11 protein-coding genes are annotated in these 13,710 nt (G+C 69.3%); 7 read left to right on the plus strand and 4 right to left on the minus strand.

Translation table 11 applies throughout. The features are described 5' to 3' along the window. The first annotated feature begins 81 nt into the window (after window positions 1-81). From JN22_RS28495 to JN22_RS28510, 4 genes are all read left to right on the plus strand, one after another. Window positions 82-1,566, plus strand: a complete 1,485-nt coding sequence (locus JN22_RS28495) for a pentapeptide repeat-containing protein (protein ID WP_085557087.1) — start codon at window positions 82-84, stop codon at window positions 1,564-1,566. Window positions 1,567-1,733: 167 nt separating this feature from the next. Continuing rightward, on the plus strand, window positions 1,734-2,231 hold the full coding sequence (locus tag JN22_RS28500) for a hypothetical protein (protein ID WP_223677926.1): 498 nt from the start codon (window positions 1,734-1,736) through the stop codon (window positions 2,229-2,231). A 314-nt stretch (window positions 2,232-2,545) separates the two neighbouring features. Continuing rightward, complete coding sequence (locus tag JN22_RS28505; RefSeq protein WP_179166250.1) at window positions 2,546-2,914, plus strand: calcium-binding protein; 369 nt, start codon at window positions 2,546-2,548, stop codon at window positions 2,912-2,914. 3 nt (window positions 2,915-2,917) lie between these two features. Continuing rightward, on the plus strand, window positions 2,918-3,952 hold the full coding sequence (locus JN22_RS28510; protein ID WP_085557089.1) for a calcium-binding protein: 1,035 nt from the start codon (window positions 2,918-2,920) through the stop codon (window positions 3,950-3,952). A 63-nt stretch (window positions 3,953-4,015) separates the two neighbouring features. On the opposite strand, the gene ettA is transcribed toward JN22_RS28510, so the two are convergent. Continuing rightward, the gene (gene ettA, locus JN22_RS28515) at window positions 4,016-5,692 is read right to left on the minus strand and encodes an energy-dependent translational throttle protein EttA (protein WP_085557090.1); all 1,677 of its coding nucleotides are present in this window, start codon (window positions 5,690-5,692) and stop codon (window positions 4,016-4,018) included. Between the two features lie 130 nt (window positions 5,693-5,822). Between ettA and JN22_RS28520 the strand changes: the two genes are divergently transcribed. Beyond that, window positions 5,823-6,290 (plus strand): YaiI/YqxD family protein, encoded by a 468-nt coding sequence (locus JN22_RS28520; RefSeq protein WP_085557091.1) that lies wholly within the window; start codon window positions 5,823-5,825, stop codon window positions 6,288-6,290. A 9-nt stretch (window positions 6,291-6,299) separates the two neighbouring features. Here the strand turns inward: JN22_RS28520 and JN22_RS28525 are convergent, their stop codons facing one another. Next, window positions 6,300-7,703, minus strand: coding sequence for an FAD-binding oxidoreductase (locus JN22_RS28525; protein WP_085557092.1), 1,404 nt, complete (start codon window positions 7,701-7,703; stop codon window positions 6,300-6,302). 192 nt (window positions 7,704-7,895) lie between these two features. Between JN22_RS28525 and JN22_RS28530 the strand changes: the two genes are divergently transcribed. Next, window positions 7,896-8,168, plus strand: a complete 273-nt coding sequence (locus JN22_RS28530; protein ID WP_085557093.1) for a hypothetical protein — start codon at window positions 7,896-7,898, stop codon at window positions 8,166-8,168. A 42-nt stretch (window positions 8,169-8,210) separates the two neighbouring features. On the opposite strand, the gene JN22_RS28535 is transcribed toward JN22_RS28530, so the two are convergent. Beyond that, window positions 8,211-11,891: a hydantoinase B/oxoprolinase family protein gene (locus JN22_RS28535; RefSeq protein ID WP_223677959.1), complete on the minus strand. Its 3,681-nt coding sequence runs from the start codon at window positions 11,889-11,891 to the stop codon at window positions 8,211-8,213. 128 nt (window positions 11,892-12,019) lie between these two features. Next, the gene (locus tag JN22_RS28540) at window positions 12,020-12,583 is read right to left on the minus strand and encodes a GNAT family N-acetyltransferase (RefSeq protein ID WP_085557094.1); all 564 of its coding nucleotides are present in this window, start codon (window positions 12,581-12,583) and stop codon (window positions 12,020-12,022) included. Between the two features lie 312 nt (window positions 12,584-12,895). Between JN22_RS28540 and JN22_RS28545 the strand changes: the two genes are divergently transcribed. Then, a complete protein-coding gene (locus JN22_RS28545) occupies window positions 12,896-13,672 on the plus strand; it encodes a TerB family tellurite resistance protein (RefSeq protein WP_085557387.1) in 777 nt (258 codons plus the stop codon). Window positions 13,673-13,710: the final 38 nt, after the last annotated feature.

Consider the following 13,710-nt stretch of genomic DNA (forward strand, 5'->3'; position numbering starts at 1 on the left):
GACGCGGAGGGGTGGAACGGCTATCTTGCTGTGTTGAGGCACTTGTCTTTCGTCATAGACGCAACCGGGACCACCGACGCCATGGCCGAACGCGATCCGAACGAGATCGAGGAGATCCGCAAGATCATCCTGGCCCATCAGGCGTGGCTGAAGCGGCCGGCCAGCGGCAAGCGCGCCGATCTCAGCTTCCGCGATCTGTCGCGGCTGAACCTGGAACGCGTGGCCCTGTCGGGGGCCAAGCTGGCCGGCGCCAACCTGTCCAACGCGCGCATGGTGAAGGCCGACCTGTCGCAAGCCGACCTGTTCGGCGCCGACATGGAGGGGGTCAACCTGTCCGCCGCCATGCTGGCCGGGGCCGACCTGCGCGGCGCCAACCTGCACAGGGCGCTTCTGACCGACGCCAACCTGCGCGGCGCCGATTTCCGCGCCGGCGAACTGCTGGACGACACCCAGAAGACCACGCGCGGCACCGGCACCACCCGGCTGACCGAGGCGAAAATGGAACGGTCGATCCTGGCCGGCGCCAACTTCGCCGGCTGCGACCTGACCGGAGCCGATCTGAACGACGCCGACCTGACCGGGGCGGAACTGACCTCGGCCGTGCTGATGGGCACCGATTTCGGCGGGGCGACGCTCGATGGCGCCACCTTCGGCAACACGGTGATGGACCAGGCGACGCTGACGCGCACCTACATCCCCTTCGCCCTGCCGCCCGACGCCATCGTCCAGCCCAACTACACCGCCATGCCGGTCGCCGAGTTCCTGGAACTGGTCGCCCGGCACGAGGCCTGGGTGGACAGCGGCGGAGCGGAAGGCGCGCGACTCGACCTCGATCTCGTCTCGGTGGCGGGGGCCGACCTCAAGGGCCGGTCGCTGGCCGCCGCGCGGCTGCGACGCTGCCGCCTGCCCGGCGCCCGCCTGACCAAGGCGAGCCTCGAAATGGCGGAGCTGTCCTACATCGACCTCGACGAATCCGATCTCAGCGGCGCGGTGCTGCGCGGGGCGACGCTGCGCCGCGCCTACCTGTCGCACGCGCTGCTGGTCGGTGCCGACGCCGGCCCGGCGCAGTTGGCGGGCGGGCGGGCGTGGCCGACCAATTTCGACGGCGCCGATTTTTCCGACGCCGACCTGCGCGACGCCCGGATGGGCGAAGCGGTGGTACGCGGGGCGATCTTCACCAACGCGCTGATCGAGGGCAGCGGCATCGACGTCGCCGACGGCGTCACGCCCTTCCCTCCGCCCCCGTTGGAGGAGCGGCGGCGCCAGAAGCGTTTCGTCCGCCCCGGACTGGTGGTCCACACCGAGCATGGGGTGTTTCCAACCCGCAACTGGTCGGTCGGCGGCCTGTGCCTGCTGGCGGTGGACCAGCCCTACCGCCGCGGCCAGACCTTCCAGGCCCGCGTGACGATGGCCGACCGGCAGGAGGTGACGGCGGTCGCCGATCTGCTCGTCCTCCACCGCGACGAGGAGCGCGGCCAGCTTTCGGTGCGCTTCCACCAGTATGGCGACGATCTGAAGGCGTTGCTGAAGGCGGCCTTTTTGGAGCACCAGAAGCTGGCCGGCTGACCGCAGCCCCGACACGGCGGGGCCGCCGAGTCCGGAAGAAAACGTATTTTTGTCCATTGCCTGCCGGATGGACAATCCAAAACACGAACATCCACCCCATGTTATGGCCATGCTATGATTGGCGAGGCCACTCCATCCGGTTGAACGGCAGACGGCGGGGGAAACGCATGGCGACCTTGAAGGAGTTCGAAGACGCCCTGAAGGCGGCGGGCAACACCGCGGCCCTGGCGATTCTGGAGACGCTGCGCGAGCGCGACCGCGCCACCCGGTCGGTCCGGCCGGCGCGCCGGCTGACCGGGCGCAAGATGACCCCGGAGCTGGCGGCGGAAATCCTGTATTTCCATCGCAACACGGAAATGACCCAGCAGGAGATCGCCTTCCAGTTGGGCGTCAACCAGGGACGGGTGAACGAGGTCATCAAGCGGGGCAAATGGCTCGACGGCGACCCGGCCTCTCCCGAGGCCGTCGCCCGTGACAAGGCCCGCGACCGCGCCAGGAAGGGCGTCGGCGTCACGCCGAAACGGCCGGCGCCGAAGACAGCCGAACCGCGCAGACCGGCCGAGCCACCCGCCCGCGATGCGGTTGCCAAGCCCGGAAAGCCGGAAAAAGACAACCGAAGCCGAACGGCGCGGCCATCGGGACAGTTGGCGCTCGACGGAATCTGAAGACCGCCGGTCGGCGACCGCATCTCCCATCCGCCCCGACACCGCAACGGTCCGGCCGCGAGGCCCGCGACGAACCGGCCTGTCCGCGCGATGGCACGCGAGAACGCGCCACCACACCCACAGAATGTCCGCCGCGAAATATTTCTCTTTAAAAACGAACGAAACGGGAGAGATAACTATCTTAGGATGCAAAAATCCTGTTGACCCGATCCAGCTATCTTTGGCGCCATGACCCTCCTCCGGTTGCCATTCCCGCATCACCGTCTCTTCCTTGCGATCAACAGGGCGGCCGGAAGCATGGAGGGAGAAGCATCTTGGCCGTCATCACTGGCGACGATTTCAACAATGTCCTGACCGGCACCGCCGAGGACGACACGCTGTACGGCTACGCGGGCAACGACACGCTGAACGGCGGTCCGGGGGCCGACACCCTGATCGGCGGAACGGGGGACGACGACTACATCGTCGACGACATCGGCGACGTGGTCGTCGAGGACACGGTGCCGGGCATCGACGAGGTGTTCACCTCGCTCAACGCCTACACCCTCGGCGCCATGGTCGAGAACGTCATCTTCACCGGCACCGGCAACTTCACCGGCCAGGGCAACGCCATCTCGAACTACCTGCAAGGCGGGGCCGGCAACGACACCCTGGACGGCGGCGCCTTCAGCGACACCATGTGAGGCATGGGCGGCGACGACGTCTACTTCGTCGACAACGACCGGGACATCGTGTGGGAGGATGCCGGCGGCGGCTACGACGAGATCCGCACCACCCTGTCGAGCCTGACGCTCGGCACCCACGACGTCGAGGCGCTGACCTTCATCGGCACCGGCAGCTTCGCCGGCACCGGGAACGCACTCGACAACCGGCTGACGGGCGGGACCGGCGACGACACGCTCGACGGCGGCGACGGGCATGACCGGCTCGACGGCGGCCTCGGTGCCGACCTCCTGATCGGCGGGGCCGGACACGACGACTACATCGTCGACGACATCGGCGACGTCGTCGTCGAGGACGCGGTGCCGGGCATCGACGAGGTGTTCACCTCGCTGAACGCCTACGGCCTGAGCGACAACGTCGAGAATGTGATCTTCACCGGCACCGGCGATTTCACCGGCACCGGCAACGGCATCTCGAACTACCTGAAGGGCGGAGCCGGCAACGACACACTGGACGGCGGGGCCTTCAACGACAGCATGCAGGGCATGGGCGGCGATGACGTCTACATCGTCGACAACATCCTGGATCAGGTCTGGGAGGATGCCGGCAACGGCTACGACGAGATCCGCACCACCCTGTCGGGCCTGACGCTCGGCACCCACGACGTCGAGGCGCTGACCTTCATCGGCACCGGCAACTTCAGCGGCACCGGCAACACGCTCGACAACCGCCTGACGGGGGGAGCCGGCGACGACACCCTCGACGGCGGCGACGGTGACGACCGGCTCGACGGCGGTGCCGGCGTCAACCAACTCACCGGGGGGGCCGGCGCCGACCTGTTCGTCTTCGGCCCGGCCGGCACGCAGACCGTCACCGACTTCGACGCGGCGGCCGACCGGATCGAGGTCCACGGCTTCGCCAGCGCCGGCGACGCCCTCGCTGCCATGCAGCAGGCCGGAAGCGACGTCCTGCTGGTTTCCGGAACCTCGTCGCTGACCTTGTCCGGGGTGAATCTCGCCGCCCTGACGACGGCGAATCTGACGATCTTCGGGATGTAGAAAGACCGACGGCCCCTCCCCCGCATCCGGGAGAGGGGCCGTCGGACACCGATCGGAAACGGATCAGCCGCGGACCAGCGGCTTGTACTTGATGCGGTGCGGCTGGTCGGCCTCGGCGCCCAGGCGGCGCTTCTTGTCCGCCTCGTAATCCTGGAAGTTGCCTTCGAACCATTCGACGTGGCTGTCGCCCTCGAAGGCCAGGATGTGGGTGGCAATGCGGTCGAGGAACCAGCGATCGTGGCTGATGACCACGGCGCAGCCGGCGAAGCCCTCCAGCGCGTCTTCCAGGGCGCGCAGCGTGTCGACGTCGAGATCGTTGGTCGGTTCGTCGAGCAGCAGGACGTTGGCGCCGGACTTCAGCATCTTGGCGAGGTGGACGCGGTTGCGCTCACCGCCCGAGAGCTGGCCGACCTTCTTCTGCTGGTCCGGCCCGCGGAAGTTGAAGCTGGAGACGTAGGCGCGGCTCGGCATTGTCTTCTTGCCCAGCTCGACGAGGTCGAGCCCGTCGGAGATCTCCTCCCACACCGTCTTCTTCGGGTTGAGCGAATCACGGCTTTGATCGACGTAGCCGAGCTTCACTGTGTCGCCGACGCGGAAGGTGCCGGCGTCCGGCCCGTCCTGCCCGGTGATCATGCGGAACAGCGTGGTCTTGCCGGCGCCGTTCGGGCCGATGACGCCGACGATGCCGCCCGGCGGCAGCCGGAAGGACAGGCCGTCGATCAGCAGGCGGTCGTTGAAGCCCTTGTTGATGTTCTCGGCCTCGATGACCACGTTGCCCAGGCGCGGCGGCACCGGGATGACGATCTTGGTCTCGCCGGCCGTCTCCTTGCCGCTCTCGGCCAGCAGCGTCTCGTAGGCGGAGATGCGGGCCTTGCTCTTGGCCTGGCGGGCGCGCGGCGACTGGCGGATCCATTCCAGCTCGGTGGCGAGCTGCTTCTGGCGCGACTCCTCCTGGCGGCCTTCCTGCTCCAGGCGCTTCTGCTTCTGCTCCAGCCAGGACGAATAGTTGCCCTCGTAGGGAATCCCCGACCCACGGTCGAGCTCGAGGATCCAGCCGGTGACGTTGTCGAGGAAGTAGCGGTCGTGGGTGACGAGGACGACGGTGCCCTTGTAGTCCTCCAGGTGCTTCTGGAGCCACGCCACGGACTCGGCGTCGAGGTGGTTGGTCGGCTCGTCGAGCAGCAGCAGGTCGGGCTTTTCCAACAGCAGCTTGCACAGCGCGACGCGGCGCTTCTCGCCGCCCGACAGCTTCTCGACGCTGGAATCGCCCGGCGGGCAGCGCAGCGCGTCCATGGCGATCTCGACCGTGCGGTCCAGATCCCAGGCGTCGGCGTGGTCGATCTTCTCCTGAAGGTCGGCCTGCTCGGTCAGCAGCGCGTCGAAGTCGGCGTCCGGGTCGGCCATCAGGTTCGACACTTCGTTGAAGCGGTCGATCAGGGCCTTGGTGTCGGCCAGCGCCTCCAGGACATTCTCCTGGACGGTCTTGGTCGGGTCGAGCTGCGGCTCCTGCGGCAGGTAGCCGACCTTGGCGCCCTCGGCCGACCAGGCCTCGCCCGAATAGTCCTTGTCCAGCCCGGCCATGATCTTCAGCAGCGTCGACTTGCCGGCGCCGTTGACGCCGAGCACGCCGATCTTCACCCCCGGCAGGAACGAGAGCCAGACATTGTCGAGGGTCTTCTTGCCGCCAGGATAGACCTTGGTCAGACCCTTCATGACATAAACATACTGATAGGACGCCATGCGCCGCTCCGACCTTCCCGGGTAAGAAAAAAAGCGCCGCCGGGCGGCGCCACTTCGCTGAGAGCAGGTTTTAGCGCATAAGGACGCCCGACGAAACCATGTTGAAACCGGGAATAGGGGGAGGGTGCCGTTGGTCGAGATTTACGTGGACGCCGATGCCTGTCCGGTGAAGGCCGAGATCTACAAGGTCGCCGGCCGCACCGGCTGCAAGGTGTGGATCGTCGCCAACAGCCCGCTGCGGCTGCCGACCGACTGCCTGTCGGAACTGGTGGTGGTCAGCGACGGCTTCGACGCCGCCGACGACTGGATCGCCGAGCGGGCGGGGCCGAGCGACGTCGTCGTCACCGCCGACATCCAGCTCGCCGACCGCTGCGTGAAGCGCGACGCGGTGGTGATCGGCCCGACCGGGCGGCCCTTCACGGCGGACAGCATCGGCTCGGCGCTGGCGACCCGCGCGCTGATGCAGGATCTGCGCGACATGGGCGTGGTCGGCGGCGGCAACGCCCCGATGAGCCAGCGCGACAAGTCCCAGTTCCTCCAGACCCTCGACCAGGCCGTCCAGGCGCTGAAGGCCGGCCGGCGGCCGAGGTTCCGGTAGCCGTTTCCCTCAGACCCGCACGACCTTGCCGGGGTTCAGCAGATTGTGCGGGTCGAGGGCCAGCTTCACCTCGCCCATCACCGCGTAGGCGTCGCCGGCCTCCTGCTCCAGGAAGGCCATCTTGCCGTAGCCGATGCCGTGCTCGCCGGTGCAGGTGCCGCCCATCGCCAGGGCACGGGCGACCATCCGGTCGTTCAGGCGCTGGGCCTCGGCCATCTCCTCCGGCTTGTCGGGGTCGATGACGTAGACGAGGTGGAAGTTGCCGTCGCCGACATGGCCGACCATCGGGGCCAGCATGTTGGATTCCGCCAGATCCTTCTTGGTTTCCAGGATGCAGTCGGCCAGCCGCGAGATCGGCACGCAGACGTCGGTCGGCCAGCCCTTCGAGCCCGGCCGCAGGGCGAGCGCCGCGTAATAGCCGTCGTGCCGGGCCTGCCACAGCCTGGAGCGGTCCTCCGGCCGGGTCGCCCAGGCGAACTCCATCCCGCCATGCTCCGACGCGATGGCGGCGGCCATCTCGGCCTGCTCCTTGACGCCGGCCTCGGTGCCGTGGAACTCGAAGAACAGCGTCGGGGCGACGGCGTAGTCGAGCTTGGAATATTTGTTCACCGCGTCCATCTGCACCTCGTCGAGCAGCTCGATGCGGGCGATGGGAATGCCGGACTGGATGGTCTGGATGACGGTGTTCACCGCGCCATGGATGTCGGTGAAGGCGCAGACCGCCGACGAGATCGCCTCCGGAATGCCGTAGAGCTTCAACGTCACCTCGGTGATGATGCCGAGCGTCCCTTCCGAGCCGACGAACAGCCGGGTCAGGTCGTAGCCGGCCGCCGACTTGCGCGCCCGGCCGCCGGTCTTGATGATCCGCCCGTCGGCCAGCACCACGGTCAGCCCCAGCACGTTCTCGCGCATGGTGCCGTAGCGCACCGCGTTGGTGCCGCTGGCCCGCGTCGCCGTCATGCCGCCGAGCGAGGCGTCGGCGCCGGGATCGATGGGGAAGAACAGGCCGGTGTCGCGCAGATGCTCGTTCAGCCGCTTGCGGGTCACGCCGGCCTGGACGGTGACGTCGAGATCCTCCGGGCTGACGCGCAGGATCTGGTTCATGCCGGACACATCGATGGTGATGCCGCCGGCCAGCGCCGCGATGCCGCCCTCCAGCGAGGTGCCGGTGCCGAAGGGGATGATCGGCAGCTTGTGCTTCGCGCAGATCCTGACGATCGCGCTGACCTCCTCCGTGGACTGGGCGAAGGCGACCCCGTCCGGCGGGAAGGCGGCGTGGTAGGACTCGTCCTTGCCATGATGCTCGCGCACCGGACCGGAAGTGCTGAACCGCTCGCCGAGCAGCGCCGTCAGCTCCGCCCGCGCCTCCTCGGTCAGGGCGGCGCGCGGCTGGGTGGTGGCAATGGCGGTCATGGGCTTCGGCCTCCCCGATCGATGGTTCATTTGTATGACCAAGGGAAGCTACTAAGCCCGGCAAGCGCTTGGCAAGACGGGCAAAATGCAGGGGTGGGATGCCGCCGCGGCGGCGGCGCATACGAAGGTGGGCTCCAATTGACTCGAGGCGGGTTGCCGGACGACGATGACACAACCCTGCGGAGAGCATCGATGGCCGAACCGACACTGACTGACGTCATGAACGCCATCCTCGACCTCGGCCGTCACGTCAACGAACGGCTGGACAGGACCGAAGAACGGTTGGACATACGGATCGACAGGCTGGATGCGCGGATCGACGCCTTGCAGTCCGAAGTGAAGGAGGGCTTCAGCAAGGTCCATTCCGACCTGCGGGTGCTCGACGCCCGGCTGGACGAGCAGCGCCAGACCTTGAACGCCCTGATCCCCACCCAGATCGCCGCCATCCCTCCCGCAGCCGAGTAGCCGGCAAGCCGGAGCGGCCCGAAGGCCGCTCCCCGCCCCGCCTCACGCCTCGTCCTTCTCCCCATAGCCACCGCCGCCCGGCGTCTCGATCACCAGCGCGTCGCCCGGCTGCACCGCCGTGTGGTCCTGCGGGGCCAACTCCTGCACGCCGCCGTCCGCCCGCTGGATCCAGGTGCGGCCCAGCGCGCCGTCCGCCCCGCCCTTCAGGCCGAAGGGCGCCACCCGGCGGTGGTTGGCGAGGATGGCGGCGGTCATCGGCTCCAGGAAGCGCAGGCGGCGCACCACCCCGTCGCCGCCCCGCCAGCGCCCCGCCCCGCCCGATCCGCGCCGGATGCGGAAGCTCTCGACCAGCACCGGGAAGCGCCACTCCAGCACCTCCGGATCGGTCAGGCGCGAGTTGGTCATATGGGTCTGCACCGCGTCCGTGCCGTCGAAGCCGTCGCCGGCCCCCGAGCCGCCGCACACCGTCTCGTAATACTGGTGCCGCTCGTTGCCGAAGGTGGTGTTGTTCATGGTGCCCTGGGCCGACGCCATCACCCCCAGCGCGCCGAACAGGGCGTCGACGATGCACTGGCTGGTCTCGACGTTGCCGGCCACCACGGCGGCCGGGGCCTTGGGCGCCAGCATGCTGCCCTCGGGGATGACGATCTCGATGGGGCGCAGGCAGCCCTCGTTCATCGGGATGTCGTCGTCGACCAGCGTGCGGAAGACGTAGAGCACCGCCGCCCGGCACACCGCCGACGGCGCGTTGAAGTTGTTGGCGAGCTGCGCGCTGGTCCCGGTGAAATCGACCTTGGCCGACCGGCTCTCGCGGTCGATCGACACCGCCAGCCGGATGACCGCGCCGTTGTCGAGCAGGACCGAGAAGGAGCCGTCGCCCAGCACGCCGATGGCGCGGCGGACCTGCTCCTCGGCGTTGTCCTGGACATGGCGCATGTAGGCGGTGACGGTGGCCAGCCCGTGGGTGCGGACGATGCGGTGAAGCTCGCGCGCGCCCTGCTCGTTGGCGGCGATCTGCGCCTTGAGGTCGCCGATGTTCTGCGCCGGGTTGCGCGCCGGGTGCGGACCGGCGGACAGCAGCTCCAGCAGCTCGGCCTCGCGGAAGCGGCCGCCCCCCGCCCCGATCTCGACCAGCGGCACGCAGTCGAGCAGCACGCCCTCGTCGGCGATGGTGGTGCTGTCCGGCGGCATCGAGCCGGGGGTGACGCCGCCGACGTCGGCGTGGTGCCCGCGCGAGGCGACGAAGAACAGCAGCTCGCGCCCCGCTTCGTCGAACACCGGGGAGACGACGGTGATGTCCGGCAGGTGGGTCCCGCCATGGTAGGGGTCGTTGAGCGCGAAGACCTCGCCGGGGACGAAGCTCCCGCCACGCCGCTCGACCACCGCGCGGACGCTCTCGCCCATCGAGCCGAGATGCACCGGCATGTGCGGCGCGTTGGCGATCAGCCCGCCCTCGCGGTCGAACAGGGCGCAGGAGAAGTCGAGCCGCTCCTTGATGTTCACCGAGCGGGCGGTCTTCTCCAGCGTCACGCCCATGCGCTCGGCGATCGCCATGAACAGGTTGTTGAAGACCTCCAGCGTCACCGGGTCCACCCTGGTCCCGGCGGCGAGGCGCTGGCTCGCCGGCTCCAGCCGGATCAGCACCAGATGGTTCCTGCGGGTGACCTCCGCCATCCAGCCGGGTTCGACCACCGTGGTGGCGACCGCCTCGGCCAGGATCGCCGGACCGACGATGCGGTTGCCGGGCTGGAGCTGGGCGCGGTCGTAGAGCGGCGCCTCGCGGTCCTTGCCGCCGCTGTGCAGCGTGACGGTGGCGAGCCGGCGCGGCAGCACGCCGGTCGGGCCGCCGAGGTCGGGATCCTCCACCACGTCGGTCAGGCCGACCGCCTCCAGCGTCACCGACTCCACCTCCAGCGCGGTGCCGGGGGTGAGGAAGCCGTAGCGCTGGCGGTGCGCCTCGGCGAAGGCGGCGGCCATGGCGATGCGCGAGCCGAAGGGCACCGCCAACGCGGTGTCCGACCCCGACGCCTTGATGTGGACGCGGCGGTTGACGGTCTGGCGCTCCGCCGGGATGCCCTGGCGGGTCAGCTCGGCCCGCCCCTCGGTGTCGAGGTCGGTGAACAGGATGGTCAGCCGATCGACCACCGCGTCGCTCAGCGGCCCCTCGACCGCGCGCTCGCGGATGGCGACCGTGTCGGCCAACCCGATGCCGTAGGCCGACAGCACGCCGGCCTGCGGGTGCAGGAACACCCGCGTCATGCCCAGCGCGTCGGCGACGGCGCAGACATGCTGCCCGGCCGCCCCGCCGAAGCCGTTCAGCGTGTAATGGGTGACGTCGTGCCCGCGCTCCACCGAGATCTTCTTGATGGCGTTGGCCATGTTGTCGACGGCGACGCGCAGGAAGCCCTCCGCCACCTGCTTGGGCGTCATCGCCGTGCCGAGCGTGGCGTTGACGGTCGCCGCCAGCTCCGTGAACCTCGCCGTCACCACCGCCGCGTCGAGCGGCTGGTCGCCGTCGGGCCCGAAGACCTGCGGGAAGAAGCGCGGCTGGAGCTTGCCGACCATCACGTTGCAGTCGGTGACGGTCAGCGGGCCGCCGCGCCGGTAGCAGGCCGGGCCGGGGTTGGCGCCGGCGCTGTCCGGCCCGACGCGGAAGCGGGTGCCGTCGAAGACGCAGAGCGAGCCGCCGCCGGCCGCCACCGTGTGGATGTGCATCATCGGCGCGCGCACCCGCACCCCGGCGACCACCGTGTCGAAGGCCCGCTCATACTCCCCGGCGTAGTGCGACACGTCGGTCGAGGTGCCGCCCATGTCGAAGCCGATGACCTTGTCGAAGCCGGCCATCCGCGCGGTGCGCACGGCGCCGACCACGCCGCCCGCCGGTCCCGACAGGATGGCGTCCTTGCCCTGGAAGCGCCGGGCGTCGGTCAGCCCGCCGTTGGACTGCATGAACATCAGCGGCACGGCCCCCGAGGGACCGGCCAACTCGCCGGCCACCTTGTCCACGTAACGGCGCAGGATCGGCGAGAGGTAGGCGTCGGCCACCGTGGTGTCGCCGCGCCCGACCAGCTTCATCAGCGGGCTGACCAGATGGCTGACCGACACCTGGGTGAAGCCGACGGCGCGGGCCAGCGAGGCGACCTGCCGCTCATGCTCGGGATAACGGTAGCCGTGCATCAGCACCACGGCGGCGGCGCGGAAGCCCAGCCGGTAGGCCTCCTCCAGCCCGCGGCGGACGGCGTGCAGGTCCACCGGCTTCAGCACGCGGCCGTCGGCCATCACCCGCTCCGGCGCCTCGACCACGCGGGTGTGAAGCTGTTCGGGAAGGACGATGCGGCGGGCGAAGATCTTCGGACGCGCCTGGTGCCCGATGCGGAGCTGGTCGCCGAACCCCTCCGTCACCACCAGCACGGTCGGTTCGCCCTTGCGCTCCAGCAGGGCGTTGGTGGCGACGGTCGTGCCCATCTTGACGGCCTCGACCGCCTCGACCGGGACCGGCTCGCCCGGCTTCAGCCCGAGCAGGTCGCGGATGCCCTGGACGGCGGCGTCGGCGTAGCGCTCCGGATTGTCGGACAGCAGCTTATGGGTGACGACCGCGCCGTCCGGGCGGCGCGCCACGATGTCGGTGAAGGTGCCCCCACGGTCGATCCAGAACTGCCAGCGGCCGATTCCGCCGCCCTCGCCGTCCCGGCCCTTTCCGCCGCCGTCCATCGTCCCGTCCATGCTTCGCACCCACGCTCTCCCCGCGCGGCACCGCGCCGCGCTCGAGGGCGGAGTTTCGCGATCCGGCGGCCCGCGTCAACGGCTGGATACCATGGCGCGTCGAAAGGCGGCCCGGTCAGGCGGTCAGATCAGGCGGCCGCGCGGCGGTCCTGGTTGGAGGAGAAGCTGGCGAGGATGCTGTTGACGGCGCCCGAACCGTCCTCCAGCGCTTCCAGCGCGAAGGAGAACTGGTTGGGGGACGGCAGGTCGAAGCGGGCGGTGATCTCGCCATACTCCATCGCGATGCTGCCGCCGAAACGCCGCGCCAGCGCCCGCATGCGGACGTTCTCGGCCAGGCACAGCATGTGGACGCGGCTGATCGACCGGTTGCGGGCGACGGTCAGGGCACGGCGGATCAGGGTGCTGCCGATGCCACGCCCCTGGAGTTCCTTCTCCACGCTGACGCCGAACTCGGCCTCGTCGGGCCACAGAATGCGGTCGCCGCACAGTTCCAGGGCGGCGCGCAGCTCGCCGTTCAGGAAGGCGCCGATCAGCGTGGTGCGCCCCCAGTCGATCGCCGCGCAATGACGCTCCAGCGATTCGTCCGAGACGGTTCCGGCGAAGCGGGCGTAGCGGTCGGCGCGATCGAGGCGAAGAAGGTGCGCCCGGTACAGGGGCAGTTCGGTCGGCAGGATCTTGCGGATGACAGGCATGGCTCTCGCTCACGGTTCTCGAGTGTCGAAAACGCATTGCGCAGAACGTTCGTCCCCAGGGAACCGGCGCCGGCCCTCTTGCCGGGGCGCGGTCGCCATGGGCTGCGGACTCGCCGCCGCCCTCTTTGTTGCACCGCAACATGGCGTGTTGCGTGGATTTCGCAAGCGCTCATTCGAACTTTGCAAAGCGAACACCGGCTTTCTGTTGCGGCAAAGTCACAGTTGGACAGGAACCGCCTCCGCCCGTTATGCTTGGGTCCGCTGCGCTGAGCCCGTTATGCCGGGTTCGAATCGACGGTACGGATGGCGGTGATGACGGTCTGGGGCAAGATTCTCGGTGGGGCGGCGGGTTTCGCCATCGGCGGGCCGCTGGGCGCCCTGATCGGCGCGCTGGCCGGCCATGCCGTCGACCGCCTGAGCGGGGAGGCCGCCGGCACCAGCCCCGCCAGCACCGACGCCGAGGCGCAGGCGGCGATGCAGACCGTCGCCTTCACCATCGGCGTGATCGCGCTGGCCGCCAAGATGGCGCGGGCTGACGGCGTGGTGAAGCGGGTCGAGATCGACACCTTCAAGCGCCTTTTCCGCGTCCCGCCCGACGAGCTGGAGAATGTCGGCCGCGTCTTCGACCTCGCCCGCCGCGACACCCACGGCTTCGAGGAATACGCCCGCCAGATCGCCGACCTCTTCGAGGACCGCCACGCGGTGCTGGAGGAGCTGCTCGACAGCCTGCTGATGATCGCCGAGGCCGACGACGAGTTGCATGAGACGGAGGTGGAGTATCTGCGGGCGGTCGCCGGCATCTTCGGCTTTGCCGAGACCGATTTCGAACGCATCCTCGCCGGCCACCACCGCGCCGGCACCCCGGACGAGACCGACCCCTATCAGGTGCTGGGCGTCAGCCGCTCCACCGACGACGCGGCGCTGAAGGCGGCGCACCGGCGTCTGGTGCGCGAACACCACCCCGACCTGCTGGTCGCCCAGGGCATGCCGCAGGAGTTCGTCGATCTGGCGACCCAGAAGATCGCGCTGATCAACGCCGCCTACGACCGCATCCGCAAGGAACGCGAAGGCGCCGTCGCGCTGTCGTGACGCGGCGCGAGAACGGGCGCCCGCCACGGCCTTGGGAT

The sequence above is a fragment of the Azospirillum agricola genome, assembly GCF_020005195.1.
GTDB lineage: Bacteria > Pseudomonadota > Alphaproteobacteria > Azospirillales > Azospirillaceae > Azospirillum > Azospirillum agricola.